This is a genomic window from Micromonospora sp. bgisy143 (assembly GCF_057708145.1).
On sequence record NZ_JBYIRN010000017.1, the window covers coordinates 1 to 16,159 of the forward strand.

Annotated in this window: 14 protein-coding genes; 5 read left to right on the forward strand and 9 right to left on the reverse strand. The window is 73.3% G+C overall.

From position 1 onward, the window contains the following. Positions 1-65 precede the first annotated feature (65 nt). Complete coding sequence (locus AC3EN4_RS19835; protein WP_435207266.1) at positions 66-905, forward strand: serine hydrolase; 840 nt, start codon at positions 66-68, stop codon at positions 903-905. A 12-nt stretch (positions 906-917) separates the two neighbouring features. Here the strand turns inward: AC3EN4_RS19835 and AC3EN4_RS19840 are convergent, their stop codons facing one another. After that, positions 918-1,715 carry a tyrosine-protein phosphatase gene (locus AC3EN4_RS19840; RefSeq protein ID WP_422735940.1) on the reverse strand — a complete coding sequence of 266 codons (798 nt, stop codon included), beginning with the start codon at positions 1,713-1,715 and terminating at the stop codon, positions 918-920. Between the two features lie 44 nt (positions 1,716-1,759). On the opposite strand from AC3EN4_RS19840, the gene AC3EN4_RS19845 reads away from it, so the two are divergent. After that, positions 1,760-2,857: a mandelate racemase/muconate lactonizing enzyme family protein gene (locus tag AC3EN4_RS19845; protein WP_435207267.1), complete on the forward strand. Its 1,098-nt coding sequence runs from the start codon at positions 1,760-1,762 to the stop codon at positions 2,855-2,857. Positions 2,858-2,916: 59 nt separating this feature from the next. Beyond that, entirely contained in the window at positions 2,917-3,837 is a 921-nt protein-coding gene (locus AC3EN4_RS19850) for a C40 family peptidase (RefSeq protein ID WP_435207268.1), read from the forward strand. Positions 3,838-3,874: 37 nt separating this feature from the next. On the opposite strand, the gene AC3EN4_RS19855 is transcribed toward AC3EN4_RS19850, so the two are convergent. The 3 genes from AC3EN4_RS19855 to pnuC all read right to left on the reverse strand — a co-directional run bounded on the left by AC3EN4_RS19855 (position 3,875) and on the right by pnuC (position 6,913). Beyond that, the gene (locus AC3EN4_RS19855; RefSeq protein WP_435207269.1) at positions 3,875-4,873 is read right to left on the reverse strand and encodes a TerC family protein; all 999 of its coding nucleotides are present in this window, start codon (positions 4,871-4,873) and stop codon (positions 3,875-3,877) included. Between the two features lie 289 nt (positions 4,874-5,162). Continuing rightward, positions 5,163-6,260, reverse strand: a complete 1,098-nt coding sequence (locus AC3EN4_RS19860; protein WP_435207270.1) for an AAA family ATPase — start codon at positions 6,258-6,260, stop codon at positions 5,163-5,165. Continuing rightward, entirely contained in the window at positions 6,257-6,913 is a 657-nt protein-coding gene (pnuC, locus tag AC3EN4_RS19865) for a nicotinamide riboside transporter PnuC (protein WP_435207271.1), read from the reverse strand. The genes AC3EN4_RS19860 and pnuC overlap by 4 nt, the downstream gene beginning before the upstream one ends. Positions 6,914-6,997: 84 nt before the next feature. Here pnuC and AC3EN4_RS19870 point away from each other — a divergent pair, with 84 nt between their 5' ends. Then, entirely contained in the window at positions 6,998-7,291 is a 294-nt protein-coding gene (locus AC3EN4_RS19870) for an antibiotic biosynthesis monooxygenase family protein (protein ID WP_422735946.1), read from the forward strand. A 102-nt stretch (positions 7,292-7,393) separates the two neighbouring features. On the opposite strand, the gene AC3EN4_RS19875 is transcribed toward AC3EN4_RS19870, so the two are convergent. The 4 genes from AC3EN4_RS19875 to uvrB form a co-directional block, all read right to left on the reverse strand. Then, a complete protein-coding gene (locus AC3EN4_RS19875) occupies positions 7,394-8,251 on the reverse strand; it encodes a helix-turn-helix domain-containing protein (RefSeq protein WP_422735947.1) in 858 nt (285 codons plus the stop codon). 472 nt (positions 8,252-8,723) lie between these two features. Further along, a complete protein-coding gene (locus tag AC3EN4_RS19880) occupies positions 8,724-9,092 on the reverse strand; it encodes a VOC family protein (RefSeq protein ID WP_435207272.1) in 369 nt (122 codons plus the stop codon). Between the two features lie 310 nt (positions 9,093-9,402). Next, positions 9,403-10,314, reverse strand: coding sequence for a helix-turn-helix domain-containing protein (locus AC3EN4_RS19885; RefSeq protein ID WP_435207273.1), 912 nt, complete (start codon positions 10,312-10,314; stop codon positions 9,403-9,405). 172 nt (positions 10,315-10,486) lie between these two features. Then, entirely contained in the window at positions 10,487-12,595 is a 2,109-nt protein-coding gene (gene uvrB, locus AC3EN4_RS19890; protein ID WP_435207274.1) for an excinuclease ABC subunit UvrB, read from the reverse strand. 313 nt (positions 12,596-12,908) lie between these two features. Here uvrB and AC3EN4_RS19895 point away from each other — a divergent pair, with 313 nt between their 5' ends. Then, positions 12,909-14,795, forward strand: a complete 1,887-nt coding sequence (locus AC3EN4_RS19895) for a hypothetical protein (protein WP_435207275.1) — start codon at positions 12,909-12,911, stop codon at positions 14,793-14,795. A gap of 7 nt (positions 14,796-14,802) precedes the next feature. Here AC3EN4_RS19895 and coaE read toward each other — a convergent pair whose 3' ends face one another. Further along, positions 14,803-15,987 (reverse strand): dephospho-CoA kinase, encoded by a 1,185-nt coding sequence (coaE, locus tag AC3EN4_RS19900; protein WP_435207276.1) that lies wholly within the window; start codon positions 15,985-15,987, stop codon positions 14,803-14,805. Positions 15,988-16,159 lie beyond the last annotated feature (172 nt).

Genomic DNA, 16,159 nt, shown 5'->3' on the forward strand with positions numbered 1-16,159 from the left:
CGCCCGTTCGTTTCCCGACCGGGGTACGTCCGCCCGGCCTCGTCGGGTCGACTACGGTCACCGGCATGACCTGGGATGATCTCGACGCCTCTCTGGACGCGGTGCCGGGCACCGTCTCGGCGTACGTGGGTCGACTCGACGCGCCCCCGACCTGGACCCGTCACGCCCGCGCCGGTCACTACGCCGCCAGCACCATGAAGGTGGCGGTGCTGGCCGCGCTGTACCGGGCCGCCGAGGCCGGCACGCTGGACCTGGCCGCCGACGTCCCGGTGGTCAACGAGTTCGACTCGGCCCAGCCCGGCGCGGCGCGCTTCTCCTGCGCCGCGCACTACGACAACGACGACGCGGTCTGGGACCGGCTCGGCGGGACGGCGACGCTGCGCTGGCTGGCCGAGCGGATGATCGTCCGGTCCAGCAACCTGGCCACCAACCTGGTCATCGCACACGTCGGACTGCCGGCGGTGGCCGAGGTGTGGGCCCTCGCGGGCGCCCGCGACAGCGTCACCGGGCGCGGCATCGAGGACTTCGCGGCCCGCGACGCCGGCATCACCAACACCGTCACCGCCGCCGACCTGGCCGCCCTGCTGGGCACGCTCGCCGCCGGCGCGACCACGCCCGGCCGCCTGGCCTCGCCGGCCGGCTGCGCCGCCATGCTGGACGTGCTGCTCGCCCAGGAGCACCGCGAGGACCTGGCCGCCGGTCTGCCCGAGGGCACCCGCATCGCGCTGAAGAACGGCTGGGTACGCGGGGTGCGCCACGCTGTCGGCGTGGTGCTGCCCGACGACGCCCCGCCGTACGTGATCGCCGTCTGCACCACCACGGACCTGACCGACCGCGACGACGACGCCTGCCAACTCCTCGCCCGCGTCTCGGCCCAGGCGTGGGCGGCCCGCCACCGGCTCTGAGGCCCGGCCGGCTCACTCCAACAGGTTCGCCCGCAGCGCCCCGACGACCTCGTCGGTCACCCCCAACCCGTCGCGCAGGTACGCGTCGAACGAGCCGTGCACCCGCCGCACCTCCGCATAACCCGCGTCCAGATACCCGGCGCGGACCTCCAGCACCGGCCGCACCGCGTCGACGTCCAACGCGGGCTGCCGGCGGCGCAGCGCCTCGACGAGCACCGCCCGCAGGCTCTCGGTCAGCGCGTTGTTGCGCAGGTAGTCGGCGCGGATCGCCTCCTCGTCGACCCCGAGGGCGGTGAGCAGGACGACGGTCAGCCAGCCGGTGCGGTCCTTGCCGGCCGAACAGTGGTAGACCAGCGGCAGGTTCGCCGGATCGGCGGCCAGGCGTACCGCCGCGCCGAAGTTGCGCCGGGCCGACTCACCGGTGACGAACCAGCGGTAGATCTCGGCCATCGCCCCGGCCGTGCCCTGCCGGGCCAACTCGGCGTACGCGTCGAGGTCGTGCCCGAGCAGCACCGCCGAGACGTACGTGAAGACGGGGTGCTCCGGGTCGTGCACCGGCAGGTGTGCCACCCGTGGCTCGCCGGCCAGCCGGTCGGGCGGCGCGACGTCGATCTCCGTGCCGTCGCGCAGATCGAGCACGCACGCCGGGCCCAGCTTCGCCAGCACCGGCAGGTCCTCGTCGGTGAGCCGACCCAGCGCCGGGGTGCGGATGAGCTGGCCGGCGCGGACCCGGCGACCACCGGCACCCACGAGGCCACCCAGGTCACGGGCGTTCGGCGCGCCCACCAGTTGCCAGTCCCGTACGACCATCCGGCCTACCCTCCCGCCGTGTTCCTCCGTATAGGGTGCCGCACATGACGATCTCGGCGGTACGCACCCACCGGGTTTCCGCCCCCTTACACACCCCGTTCGTCACCGCGCTGCGCCGGACCACCACGGTGGACACCCTGATCGTCGAGTTGGTCGACGCCGACGGTCGGTCCGGCTTCGGCGAGGCGCCGCAGGTGTGGCAGGTCACCGGCGCCTCGGTGGCCGGGGCGGACGCTTGCGTCCGGGAACTGCTCGGTCCGCTGCTCACCGGACGCGACCCGGACGACCTGGTCGCCCGCTGTGCCGAGGTGCAGCGGGCGGTGGTCGGCAACGAGGCGGCCAAGGCGGCGGTGGACGTGGCGCTGCACGACCTGGCGGCGCGGCGTTTGGGCGTACCCCTGGCGCGGTTGCTCGGCGGCACGACCCTGCGGGTCCCGACGGACGTCACCCTCGCCGCCGGCGACGCGGTCGACCTGGCGGCGGCCGCGCGCCAGCGGCGGGCCGACGGCTTCGGCGTGCTGAAGCTCAAGGTCGGCACGGACGCGGCCGGTGACCTGGACCGGGTACGGGCGGTACGGGCGGCGGTCGGCGCCGGCGTGCGCATCCGACTCGACGCCAACCAGGGCTGGACGCCGCGCGAGGCGGTCCGGGTGATCCGGGGCATCGAGGACGCCGAGCTGGACGTCGAGCTGGTCGAGCAGCCGGTGGCCCGGTGGGACCTGGACGGGCTGGCGTGGGTCAGCGACCGGGTGTCGGTGCCGATCCTGGCCGACGAGGCGGTCTTCGGGGTCCGCGACCTGGTGGAGGTGATCCGTCGCCGGGCCGCCGACCTGGTGAACGTCAAGCTGGCCAAGTGCGGTGGGCTGCACCCGGCGCGCACGCTGCTGGAGTTGGCCCGCGCGCACGGGCTCGGCACGGTGGTCGGGTCGATGATGGAGAGTCAGGTCGGCATCGGCGCGGCGGCGAGTCTGGTGGCCGCGTACGGCACCACGGCGGTCGCCGACCTGGACGCGGCGTGGTGGCTGGCCTGGTCGCCGGTGCAGGGCGGGATCCGCTACGAAGGGCCGACGGTGGTCCTGCCGGACGCGCCTGGCCTGGGCATCTCCGGCCTGACTGAAGTAAAGATGCAGACTCGTGGTTGAGGATCGTCGCTTTTCTTCATAGGGTTTCCCCGGACAGCCGACACGAGCTGGGGGTCGACGTGGAGCTTCAACCGGGCCGCGAGGCCGTCGTCCGGGTCGCGGTGGCGACGCTGTGGTCATCGCCCGAGGCGGTCCGTGCGGTCGACGGTCCCGCGCTCACCGCCGGCGTCGACATCCCGACCTGGGTCTCCGGCCTGGACACCGACCAGCAGGTCGGCGACTGCGTGCTGAGTCAGCTTCTCCTCGGCGAGCGGGTGCTGATCGACGAGCTGCGCCCGGACGGCTGGGCCCGGGTGGTGGCCGTCGAGCAGCCGGCCGCCAAGCTCGATCCCCGCGGCTACCCGGGCTGGCTCCCCGCCGACCAGTTGACCCCGCAGGACCCCGTCGTCGTCGGCGGCGACCCGCTCGTCGTGGACGCCACCGTCACCGGGCTGCACGCCGCCCCGGACGGGCCGGTGGTGCTGCCGGGCGTCGTCGTGGGCACCCGCCTCGTTGCGGCCGGTCCGGCCCGCGACGGCTGGCGGGCAGTCCACGTTCCCGGCCGGGACGCGCCGCTCTGGCTGCCCGACGGGCACGTCGTCGCCCCGCAGAGCGGCCCACCCGGTGCCACCGACGCGCTCGCGGTGGCCCAGCGACTGCTGGACGTGGCGTACATCTGGGGCGGGCTGTCGGCGTACGGCATCGACTGCTCGGGCCTCGTCCACCTGGCCTGGCGGCGGTTCGGCGTGTTCCTCCCCCGCGACGCCGACGACCAGGCCGTCGCGACGACCCCCCTCGACCTGGGCGCGGAACGCCCCGGCGACCTCTACTTCTTCGCCCGGCCGGGCCGCAAGATCCACCACATCGGCATCGTCACCGCCGCCGCCGACGGCTCCGCCGACCGACGGATGCTGCACGCCTGCTACCGGCGGCGGCGGGTGGTGGAGGAGCCCCTGCCGGCCGACCGGACGGCCACCCTGGTGGGCGTGCACCGGGTCTGACCGGCCGGACCCGTCACCGGGCCCGGCCGGCAACGCGTCAGCGTCGGGCCTCGGCCAGCTCGCGACGCCGGTCCCGGGCGGACTTGATGAGGCTGGCGACGGTGGCGATGCCCAGCGTGCCGATGATGACCAGCAGGGACAGCCAGATCGGGATGTGCGGCGCCCACGCGACGTGCTTCCCGCCGTTGATGAACGGCAGGTTGTTGTCGGCCAGCGCCTCCAGCACCAGCTTGACCCCGATGAAGCCCAGCACGACCGCCAGCCCGTAGCTCAGGTAGATCAACCGGTCGAGCAGGCCACCGAGCAGGAAGTAGAGCTGACGCAGCCCCATCAGCGCGAACACGTTCGCGGTGAAGACGAGGTACGGCTCCTGGGTGATGCCGAAGATCGCCGGAATCGAGTCCAGCGCGAAGATCAGGTCGGTGGTGCCGATCGCGATCATCACGATCAGCATCGGCGTGAACAGCCGCCGCCCGTTCTCGTGGGTCGTCAGCTTCGCGTCGTCGTAGCCCTTGGAGATCGGCAGCGCCCGGCGGCTCCACCGGATCAGGATGTTCTCGGAGAATTCGTCCTCGTCCGGCTCACCCTGGCGGGCCAGGTTGACCGCCGTGTAGATGAGGAACGCGCCGAAGATGTAGAAGACCCAGGAGAACTGTGAGATCAGCGCCGCGCCGGCGGCGATGAACCCGCCGCGCATCACCAACGCCAGCACGATGCCGATGAGCAGCACCTTCTGCTGGTACTGCCGGGGCACCCCGAACCGGGCCATGATGATGACGAAGACGAAGAGGTTGTCCACCGAGAGGCTGTACTCGGTGAGCCAGCCGGTGTAGAACTGCCCCGCCGAACTGGCCCCAGCGGTCAGCCAGACACCGACGCCGAAGAGCAGGGCGAGGCCGACGTAGAAGGCGACCCAGAGGCTCGACTCGCGCACGCTCGGCTCGTGCGGGCGCCGGCCGATGATCAGTAGATCGACGAGCAGCACCGCAGACAGTGCGACGAGGGTTCCCGCCCACACCAACCCGGACACGTCCAACGTTCATTCCTCCGGCAGACACGCGGCGTCGGGCACACCGTACGCCCCTGCCGGGCCCGGCGTGCCGCTCTCGCTCGCTCTGGTGACTGTCGGAGGTCTCTTCCGCCCCCGACCCGCGAACGGGACGGCGACCGACGGAGCCGGGTCGGTCGCCGAGAATCCGGCGATCGTCCGTGCTGACGACTTCGTCGCGGGGGAATACTCCCCTCCTCGGGGACCATTGTTGCCCACCACGCGCCGTGATCACACCTGGGGCGGGCGGTGCCCACGGCACACCCCCTCAGCCGTCCTAGGAGGCTAGTGTGTCGGGTGCGGTGATCGGGTCCGCGAACGACCAGCCGGCGGCCAGCAGCTCGTCGCAGACCTGCACGGCCCGCGCCAGCCGCTCGGCGTGCGACCCGGTCAACTCCACCACCGGCACCCCGCAGCCGGCCAACTCGGCACGGAACCGCCCGGTCATCCAGGCCCGCAGGTGCTCGCCGTCGCGCAACCCGTCGTCGGCGAACGGCACACCCCGATGGTCGGTCAACAGGTAGAGCGCCGGCCGGCGGGCCGCCGCCCGCACCTGCGGCGACGCGCTGCCCAGGTAGCGCTCCTCCCAGACCGCGGTGGCCCGCGCATCGGTGTCGCAGAACAGCAACGGCCCCGACGACCGGGCCGCCGCGTCCTCGGCCGCCTGCTGCTCGCGCACCACCTCACGGAAGTCCTCGCGGTCCCAGCCGACGTCGAAGATCGTCGCCTCGGGCGACCGCTCCCGCAGCCGGACGAGCTTGCGGGCCGTCAACTCCCGCCCGTACTCCGGTACCCAGAGGGTGCCGTAGTGCGCGGCGAGCGCCTCGGCCATCGTGGTGGTGCCCGTCGACTCGGCGCCGACCACCACCACCCGCCGCACCAGAGCGGCCCGCACCGGCGGACTCAGCCACCGCCAGTGAGCCGCCGGGTCCGCGCGGACCGCCGTCCCGGACACCGGCACGGTCCGCCGATCCGGATCAACCGCCACGGGTACGGCCCCGAAACGGCGGGCCAACTCCTCCCCGTACGCCTCGGAGGAGAAGACGGCGTCCACCCGCTCCGGACCGACCGCCTCCCGGAACACCGCGCAATGCGCGTCCCAGACCGCCGGGTCGGCGTAGTCCACCGGATGGTCGTCGTACCGGCCGACGAACCGGACCCACGGGGTGTCCGCGTGCGCCTCGCGCAGCCAGTCCAGCCGGGCGGTGAGGGGGATGGACTCCCGGCGCGACGGCGCCACCACCACGGTGACCGTGGCGCAGCGGGCGGCCGCCGCCGCGATCAGCGCGTGGTGCCCGGCGTGCGGCGGGTAGAACTTCCCCACCACCATCCCGTGCCCGAACTCGGGGCGCCGCGCGGGCGTCGGCCCGCTCACGCGGTCACCGGGGCCGGGCCGGGCGGCGTCGGGGTCGCCCGGTCGAGCCGGCGCTCATCGGCCCGCCAGGCCCGCAACCCGACCACGCACAGGGCGAGGAAGACCAGGTACAGCACGGCCGTCAGGTGCAGCCCCTTGTAGGCGTACAACGGGATGTAGATCAGATCGGCCGTGATCCACAGCCACCAGCTCTCCACCCGCTTGCGGGTCTGCCCGTACGTCGCCAGCAGGGACAGCGCCGTCGTCAGCGCGTCCGGCAGCGGCACCGTCGAGTCGGTGGCCCGGTCCAGCAGGACCCAGAGCGCGCCGGTGAGCAGCACCCCGACGACCGCCAGCGCCACCCACTCGCGCCCGCCGGTCCTGCTCACCGTCAGCCGGGTCCGCTCCTCGCCCCCGAACAACCAGTACCACCAGCCGTAACAGCCGAGCGCCACGTACACGACCTGGAGCCCGGCGTCGGCGTACAGCCCGGCCGTCCAGAACAGCAGCATGAGCAGCAGCACGTTGGCGATGCCGATCGGCCAGTTGGCGACGCGCTGCCGGGCCACCAGCCACACGTTGAGCACGCCGGTGGCGAACCCCAGCAGTTCCGCCCAGGTCGTGCCGACGCCTCCCACCCGGAACGCGGTGCCGGTGAGCCAGTCGATGATCATGTCGTCAGACCTTAGGACGTGTCTCGACGCCGGAACAGACCCCACGGCACCCGTACGACCCCGGGCCGTGGGAGGCTTGCCGGCATGGTGCTTGAGGTCGCGCTGATCGACGTACTGCCCGGACACGAGGACGCGTTCGCCGCCGCGTACGCCCAGGGTCACCCGGTGCTCGCCGGCACGCCCGGCTGCCGGTCGGTGCGGATGACCCGGGGCATCGAGTCCCCCACCCGGTTCGTGCTGCTGGTGGAGTGGGACTCGGTCGAGGCGCACGAGAAGAACTTCCGGGACACCGAACGGTTCACCCAGTGGCGCGGGCTGATCGGGCCGCACTTCGCCGGGCCGCCGGTGGTCGAGCACTTCCTCGACGTACCGGCCTGAGTGGACCTGTCGTACCCCGCGGTTATCGTGCCTCCCGCACGCGCGGGTCGCCGGTCCCGACGGGCTCGGGGGCGCCGGGCCCGGTGACCGCGCGAGTGAGCCCTACTGCCCGACCCGGCGGGCCAACGCGGTGACCGTCTCCTCCGGAGACAACGCCGCCGCCAGCAACGCCTCGGTCATCCGCTCGTACCTGTCGACGTCGAGCACGGTCGCCAGGCGCACGTCGGTGGTCAACGCCTCCAGCATCACCGTCCGCGGGTCCGCCGGGTCGGGAAAGGCATACCAGGAGTACGGCGTGAGCGGGTGCAGCCCGCCGCCGGCCAACCCGCGGGGCAGCAACCGCACCGTCACGTGGGCCAGCCCGGTCACCGCCACCAGGTGCCGCAACTGCTCCCGCCAGACGTCCAGCGGCAGGTCGCCCGGATCGCACACCGCCTCGGCGAGCACCGCCGTGTAGCGCGGCGGGTCGGCCCGGCGCAGCACCTCCTGCCGCAACGCCCGGGCGCGCACCTCGGCCTCCACGTCGACGTCCGGGGTGAGCAGCACACCGGCGGCGACCCGCGACCGGGCGTACGCCGGCGTCTGGAGCAGCCCCGGCACCAGCGCCGGCTGGTACTCGACGATGTCGGCCGCGCCCGCCTCCAGCTCGGCGTAGACGCGCTGCCGTTCGCTCATCTCGCCGAGCGTCTTCCACCACCCGCGGCTGGTGGCCGCGTCCCGGGCGATCACGATCAACGCGTCCCGGGCCGGTGCGGGCACCTGGTAGACGTCGAGCAGATCCAGCACGTCGGCGAGATCCGGCCGGCTCTGGCCCAGCTCGATGCGGGACAGCTTGGACGTCGACGCCCAGCCCAACCGGTCGCAGACCTGCTCCAGGGTCAGCGCCTCGCGCCGGCGTAGCTGACGCAGCTCAGCGCCGAGGCGCGCGCGTCGAATGACAGGACTTGTTGGCAACGGCATCCCCGCCTCCCCATCGAGGGAGCGTACGCAGCACGATCACCCAGTGCAATAGCACGCTTGCGCACCGCAACTGAAGCGATCACGCGAGGCGGGGAAATCCCTTACCGTCGAAGCCTTCCTTCCCTGGTCAGGGCTCAGGCCGGTAGGCGCAAGCGAGTCGGCACTCGACTCAGGGCCGACACGCGGCTCAGGGCCGGCGGGTGGTTCACGGCGGGCGGGTGATTCGCGGCCGGCGGGTGGCTCAGAGCCGGTGAGTGGTTCACGGCGGGCGGGTGACTCACGGCCAGCGGGTGGCTCAGAGCCGGTGAGTGGTTCACGGCCGGTGGGTGACTCACGGCCAGCGGGTGGCTCACGGCCGGTGGGTGACTCACGGCGGTGGGTGACTCACGGCGGTGCGTGCCTCAAGGCCAGTGGGTGACTCGCGGCGGTGGGTGGTTCAGAGCCGGTGGGTGGCTCACGGCCAGTGGGTGACTCACGGCCGGTAGGTGCCGAACGACCAGAGGATGCCGGCGAGGTCGCGGGCGGCGTAGTCGCGGGACCCGTAGTCGGTGTCGAACGGCTCCCGGGTGATGTCCGCCCCGGCGGCACGCGCTCGGGCACAGTGGGTGTCGACGTCGGGCACGGCCACGTACACGGACCAGTCGTCCACGGTCGCCGGGGACTCCGGGCCGACCCGAGGGCCCAGCATGATCATGCCGGTGTCGAGGACGAGCTCGGCGTGGGCGACCGCGCCGTCCGGCGCCTCGTGCACGGCGTGCACCTGGAAGCCGAACGCGGAACAGAGCCAGTCGATCGCGGCGCGGGGGTCGGGATAACGAAGGATCGGATAGACGGTTCGCATAGCGACAAGTCTCCGGCCCGGAGTCGACTCCCCGATTGGACGAATGTGACCCGGGTAGCCCAACCTGCGCCGGACCGCCGCGCTGGGACGGGCCGACTCCCAAGTTCCCGCAAACCGGGCTGTCGGCGCGGTCGGGACGCCCCCACTTCCCTGAACCCGAGTCGATCGTGAACGTTGATCCACACCAGGTCGCCGACGTGGCGGCATCAGGGCGGCCGGACACCGCCAGATCGGCGATCTGGAGTTGACCATGCGGCTTCGGTGGCTGCCCGTCCCCGCCCGCCGGCCCCACACCCCACGGCGTCTCGCTTCAGACGGGGGAGCGTGCGGCGAGCAGCGCCGCCGGTGTGGCGCCGGCGAACTGGTGGAAGTCCCGGATGAGGTGCGACTGGTCGTAGTAGCCACACCGGACGGCCACCTCGGCCCAGTCGACAGCCCCTCCACGTCCGGGCGGCGATCCGGTCGCGGCGGCACCCTGCAGCGCAGCGTGCGCGTGTTGGAAGCGCATCAACCGGGCCGCCGTCTTCGGTGGCAGGCCGACGTCCTCCCGGAATCGGGCCGCCAGATACCGCCGGCTCCACCCCAGTTCGGCGGCGAGCTCGCCGACACCGCCGCGCCCACCGCTCGCCGTGAGCCATCGCCAGGCCCAGTCGAGGCGGGCGTCGACGGGCGGGGACGCCGCCAGGCGATTGGCGAGTGCCGCGTCCAGGAGCGCGAAGCGCTGCGGCCAGCCCCGGGCGTCGGCCAACTGGCGCCGTAGCTGCTCAAGCCAGCGGCCGGGCAGGTGTCCGAGGCCCACTGCCCGGTTCGTCAGCTCACCGAGCGGCAGGCCGAGGACGCGCCGGGCGGTCAGCGGCGTCAGCAGCAGTTCCACGCCCTCCCCCACGCCCACGGTGCGGGTGGTGCACCAGCCGTCGAAGGTGCCGGCGACGAACGAGTCGACCCGCTCGACCCCACGCTCGGCGCTGCGCGGATCGGCCACGTCCAGCGGCGCGCCCCACCCCAGGATCAGCACCACGAAGGCACCAGCGGTCTCCCGGCGGACCAGGGGGATGTCCGCGCGTTCCCGGTAGCCGATGTACCTGTCGACGAACGGACGCAGGCGGATCTCGGGCACCCCGAGGACCATCTCGTCGTCGACCGGCGTCATCGCACCCGACCGCCCCTCCCGCTCGCCGCACGAACCGCCCACCCGGCGCGTGGCCGAGACACGCCCGCCCACGCCGGTCAACGGTGACCGGCTCGGCGGGGAGATCAACCGCGAGCCGCTGCCGGACGCTCCACACCACAACCACGCGCGGTCGCACCCGGGCCGTCCGCGCCGAGCCCAAACCGTGCCACGCCCGCCCACGCCACTCGTGACCGTGTCGGTCGTGCCTGGGCGGGCCCAGCTGTCACTTCACCCCGGCGGCGTCCATCCCCCGGAGTTCCTTCTTCAGGTCGGCGACCTCGTCGCGGATCCGCGCCGCCAGCTCGAACTGCAGCTCGCGGGCGGCGGCCAGCATCTGGTCGTTGAGTTCCTGGATGAGCTGGGCGAGGTCGGCGCGGGCCATCCCCTCCCGGGACGTGGTGGCGGCGGTCGACCGGCTGCGACTGCGGGTCTCCTTGACCGGCGCCTTACCCCGGGAGAGCTGGCGGACCGCGCCGCCGACCCGCGAGTTCTCGGTGTCCTCCGCCTCGCGGTAGATGTCGTCCAGGATGTCGTGGATTTTCTTGCGCAGCGGCTCCGGGCTGATGCCGTGCGCCTCGTTGTGCGCGATCTGCTTGGCGCGACGCCGGTCGGTCTCGTCGATCGCCGCCGCCATCGACGGCGTGATCTTGTCGGCGTACATGTGCACCTGGCCCGACACGTTACGGGCGGCCCGTCCGATGGTCTGGATCAGGGACCGGCCGCTGCGCAGGAAGCCCTCCTTGTCGGCGTCGAGGATCGCCACCAGCGACACCTCGGGCAGGTCGAGACCCTCCCGGAGCAGGTTGATGCCGACCAGCACGTCGTACTCGCCCTTGCGCAGCTCCCGCAGCAGCTCGACCCGGCGCAGCGTGTCGACCTCGGAGTGCAGGTAACGCACCCGGACGCCGTTCTCCAGCAGGTAGTCCGACAGGTCCTCGGCCATCTTCTTGGTGAGCGTCGTGACGAGCACCCGTTCGTCCCGGTCGGTCCGCAGCTTGATCTCGTGCATCAGGTCGTCGATCTGGCCCTTGGTCGGCTTGATCACGACCTCCGGGTCGACCAGCCCGGTGGGGCGGATGACCTGCTCGACGAACTCGCCCTGGGCCTGCTCCAACTCCCAGGTGCCGGGGGTGGCGGAGAGGCAAACCATCTGGCCGACCCGCTCCAGGAACTCGTCGAACCGCAGCGGCCGGTTGTCGGCGGCGCTGGGCAGCCGGAACCCGTGGTCGATGAGCATCCGCTTGCGGGAGGCGTCGCCCTCGTACATGCTGCCGATCTGCGGGATCGTCACGTGCGACTCGTCGACCACGGTGAGGAAGTCGTCCGGGAAGTAGTCGAGCAGGCAGTGCGGCGGGCTGCCGGGCAGCCGCCCGTCCATGTGCATCGAGTAGTTCTCGATGCCGGAGCAGAAGCCCACCTGGCGCATCATCTCGATGTCGTACGTCGTGCGCATCCGCAGCCGCTGCGCCTCCAGCAGCTTGCCCTGGCGCTCCAGCTCGGCCAGCCGCTCGGCCAGCTCCGTCTCGATGTCCCGGATGGCCCGCTCCATCCGCTCCGGACCCGCCGCGTAGTGCGTCGCCGGAAAGATCACCAACTGGTCGACCTCGCGGACCACGTCACCGGTCAACGGGTTGAGGTAGTACAGCTTCTCCACCTCGTCGCCGAACAGCTCGATGCGGACCGCCAACTCCTCGTACGCCGGGATGATCTCCAAGGTGTCACCGCGGACCCGGAACGTACCCCGCTGGAAGGCCATGTCGTTGCGCGTGTACTGGATGTCGACCAGCCGGCGCAGCAACTGGTCGCGGTCGAGGTCCTGACCGACCTTCACCTTCACCGCCCGGTCCAGGTACTCCTCCGGGGTGCCCAGACCGTAGATCGCCGAGACGGTGGCCACGACGATCACGTCGCGGCGGGTGAGCAGCGACATCGTCGCCGAGTGCCGCAGCCGCTCGACCTCCTCGTTGATCGAGGAGTCCTTCTCGATGTAGGTGTCGGTCTGCGGGATGTACGCCTCGGGCTGGTAGTAGTCGTAGTACGACACGAAGTATTCGACCGCGTTGTGCGGCAGCAGCTCACTGAACTCCTTGGCCAGCTGCGCGCAGAGCGTCTTGTTCGGGGCGAGCACCAGGGTGGGGCGCTGCAGCCGCTCGATGAGCCACGCGGTGGTGGCGCTCTTGCCGGTGCCGGTCGCGCCGAGGAGGACCGAGGTCCGGTCGCCGCGCCGCACCCGGCGCTCAAGGTCGTCGATGGCCGTCGGCTGGTCGCCGGCCGGCTGGTAGTCGCTGATGACCTGGAAGCGGCCGTCGAGCCGAGGAATGTCGAGCGCCATGCCATCAACGGTACGCCGCAGGTCCGACATGTTCGGGCCGTCGCGCAGGGTACGTGATCGGCTTCAATATTCCCATTGTGTGGCCCATGTCACCGGGACTACCCTCTTCGTGTAGGCCGCTCGCGGCGGCCGACCGGGCCGGTGGCCAGGCTGACATCACGGCCGGCCGCCCCCGGCACAGCGGTCGCAGCACCCGGCTCGTCCGGCGTGCGCACCCGTGTGGTCGCGCTCACGGCGCAGACCGGCCGCCGCGAGCGCCCCTGCTCCTCACCCCGGCCTCGTCACCCCGTGCCGTCCCACCCGTTTCACATCCGTGGACACCTCTGGAGCCCCGGCGCCCTCGCCCGACACCACCCGCGCCGGCACCACGAACCGCAGCGTCGGGGCCGACGCCACGGGCAGCACCACCCGGGCCGACGCCACGAACGGCACCACCCCGGCCGACACCACGAAGGGCAGAGCCCGAGCCGGCACCCCCAGGGCCGACGCCACGAACCGCAACGCCCGCGCCGACGCCACGAACGGCACCACCCGGGCCGGCAGCAGGGACCGCAACGCCCGAACCGGCACCACGAAACGCAACGCCCGGACCAACGCCACGGACAGCGCCGGGGACCGCAGCGCCCGACGCGGTGTCCGGGAGCGCGCCACCCGCGCCGGCGTCAGGGAGCACGCCACCCGGGCCGGCGTCGACGACCACGCCCCGGGCGTCGACGGCACCGGCCACGGCACCGGCCACGGCGGCGGGCCGGCCCGGGCCAGCCGGCGCCGGCGTACGCTGCTGCTCCTGCTCGCCCTGACCGCCGTGACGTCGGCGGCGGCGCTGGTGCTCGGGCTGCTGAGCTGGGCGCCGGACCCGCCCGCGCCGACCCGGCCGCTGACCGTCGCCGAGGCTGAGCGGCTGGCCGCCGTGCGGGTCACCAACCTGCGTGACCTGCGCGCCGGAGTGCATGTCACCGCCGGCGAGGGCGCCGCCCGTACCGAACTGGTGGGCTGGGTGGACTGGTCGCGCCCCCTGCTCTACCTGGACGTGGGCGGGCCGGGGGCGGGCAGCGACCGGGGCCTGGTGCAGCGCGCCGGTCCGGTCCTGGTGGTCCGGCCCGACCCGACCGCCGTGCCCACCCCGGCCGCGCCTCCGCTGGTACCGCCGACGGACCGCTGGCGACTGCGGCACCTGACGCCCGGCACGAACCTGGCATCGCTCCTCGACCTGCTCCTCGGCCTCGCCGCCGACCGCCCGGACCCGGCCCCGACGGGTGGTGACGCACGCTGGATCGCCCAGGAGGTGGTCGCGGCCGGACCGGTGGACGTGTTCCAGGGGTCACTGACCGCCGCTCCGCCCACCGCCGCCCCCGCCACCGCCATCGCACCGGCCGCCAGTGCCGCGGCAACGTCCGGCACGCCGGCGGCCGGCACGGACGTGTCGGCCCGCTACTGGCTCGACCGGGACGGCCGGCTGCACAAGCTGGTGACCCGGCTGCCCGGTGTCGGACCGGTCACCGTGCTGCTCGACCGGATCGACCGTCCCACCCTGCATCCGGTGGACGCGCTCGGCGGCCGACCTGGCCTGCCCCGGGCGCTCACGGCGGCCGAGCAGCGGCGGTGGGACGCCCTGCCGGCCCGGCTGCGCGGCCAGGGCGGTGCCACGCTGACGCTGGTCGCGCCGGTGGGCGTCGAGGTCAACCTGCGGGGCGCCGGCTGGTTGAGCTGGACCGCCCGTACCGCCTACCTGGCGGTCGCCGACCTGGGCGTACCCGATCGCCGGACCCTGCTGCACCGGGACGCCGCCAGCCTGTCCCGCACGGACGTACCCGCCGACGCCGGTGGTGGTGGCACGGCCGAGACGCCCGGGCGACCGCCGTTCCCGGTCCCGGCCGGGGCGTGGCGGACCACCCGCTCCGCCCGCGACGACCTGGACCGGCTGGTCGACGCCGCGGTGGCCGCTGCCGGGCCGGCGGCCGGGCGGGGCGCGCCGGTGCGCGTCCGCGAGGACCTCGCCGACGGGCGGACGGTGGACGTGGTGGAGTTCCGCACCGACGCCGCGCTGCTGCGCTACTGGATCGACCGGGACGGCTCGCTGCGCCGGGTGGAGTTGCGCAGCGGCTCCGGCGCGTGGGCGCAGCTGGACCTCGCTCCCGCCGTGGTGCCCCGCCTCCCGCCGCCACCGCGCGCCGCCGCTCGCCCGCCCCGGGGACGCTGACCAGGGGTCAGGGTCGCCAGCCGGTCTGCGCGGCCCACTGCTCGGCCCGCAGGTACTCCTCGTCGAACCAGGGGTCGCGGGCCGTGCCGGATCCACCGACGTGCGGTGCCGAGTCCACCAGATCGCGCTTGAGCAGCAGGTACGTCGCCCGTCGATCGGGGTCGGCGCGCAGGTGGTCCCGCATCAGCAGCGCGTACCGCCAGCCGGGCGAGTCCACGGCCCGCACGTGCAGCCGCACCGGACGACCGGGGTCGGCGCTGCCGTGCAGCCGCTTCTCCCACCGCCCCCGGCCGGCCGGACGCGGGTCGTCCCACCAGTGCCCCGGGACTCGGGGGAACCCGGCGCCCGCCAGCCGCTCGGCGAGCGGCCCGTCGGCGTCCGCGAGGCTCGGCACGGCGACCTGCACGTCGATCACGTCGTCGGTGGCAAGGCCGGGCACCGCGGTCGCGCCGATGTGGTCGATCCGCAGGTCCGCCGGGGCGAGCGCGTGGCGGATCCGGGCCGCCACCCGGGCGTACTGCTCGGGCCAGCTCGCGTCGACCTCCGCCGCGTCGCCGCGCGCGGGCGGCGACGCGACCCGCCGTTGCCGCAGATTGTGCTCGTAGGGTTGCAGCCGCCCCCGCCACAGCGCGTCCACGGCGGCGTGCAGCGCCGCCAGACTCCCGTCGTTGGTCACCACCACGTCGGCGACCGCCCGCCGGCGGGCGTCGTCGGCCTGGGCGGCGATCCGCCGCTCGGCCTCCGCGCGGTCCATCCCCCGGTCGCGGGTCAGTCGCTCCAGTCGGGTCGGCACGGCCGTCTGCACCACGACCACCAGGTGGTACGTCGGGGCGAGCCCCACCTCCACCAGCAGCGGTACGTCGTTGACGACGATGGCGTCCGGTGCCGCCGCCACGACCAGCTCGGCGGTACGTGCCCGCACCCGGGGATGGGTGATCGCCTCCAGCCGGCGGCGGGCGGCCTCGTCGGAGAAGACCAGCGCGCCCAGCGCGGCGCGGTCCAGCGCGCCGTCGGCGTCCAACACCGCCGAGGAGAAGGTGGCGACGATCTCCGCGAGACCCTCGGTGCCCGGCGCGACGACCTCCCGGGCGACTTGGTCGGCGTCGACGAGCACCGCGCCCAACTCCACCAGCCGCGCGGCCACCGCGCTCTTGCCCGACCCGATCCCGCCGGTCAATCCCACCCTCAGCACCAGGACAGTCAACCGGATCGCGGGCCACCCGCCAAACAGGTCCATCCCACGGGGAACCGGCGGGCTGCCCGGTCCCGACGTGTCACGCACGTCCTTTGCTCTGCTTCAACCCAGGAGACACCTGCCGTCCGGTAATCGGACATCGAGCGTTTCCTCCGTTGAAGCAGAGCAG

What these genes read in the sequence shown, in the direction of transcription:
- AC3EN4_RS19835 (WP_435207266.1), top strand. Translation starts at nt 66, where the DNA reads ATGACCTGGGATGATCTCGACGCCTCTCTGGACGCGGTGCCGGGCACC.
- AC3EN4_RS19840 (WP_422735940.1), bottom strand. Translation starts at nt 1,715, where the DNA reads ATGGTCGTACGGGACTGGCAACTGGTGGGCGCGCCGAACGCCCGTGAC.
- AC3EN4_RS19845 (WP_435207267.1), top strand. Translation starts at nt 1,760, where the DNA reads ATGACGATCTCGGCGGTACGCACCCACCGGGTTTCCGCCCCCTTACAC.
- pnuC (WP_435207271.1), bottom strand. Translation starts at nt 6,913, where the DNA reads ATGATCATCGACTGGCTCACCGGCACCGCGTTCCGGGTGGGAGGCGTC.
- AC3EN4_RS19870 (WP_422735946.1), top strand. Translation starts at nt 6,998, where the DNA reads ATGGTGCTTGAGGTCGCGCTGATCGACGTACTGCCCGGACACGAGGAC.
- AC3EN4_RS19875 (WP_422735947.1), bottom strand. Translation starts at nt 8,251, where the DNA reads ATGCCGTTGCCAACAAGTCCTGTCATTCGACGCGCGCGCCTCGGCGCT.
- AC3EN4_RS19880 (WP_435207272.1), bottom strand. Translation starts at nt 9,092, where the DNA reads ATGCGAACCGTCTATCCGATCCTTCGTTATCCCGACCCCCGCGCCGCG.
- uvrB (WP_435207274.1), bottom strand. Translation starts at nt 12,595, where the DNA reads ATGGCGCTCGACATTCCTCGGCTCGACGGCCGCTTCCAGGTCATCAGC.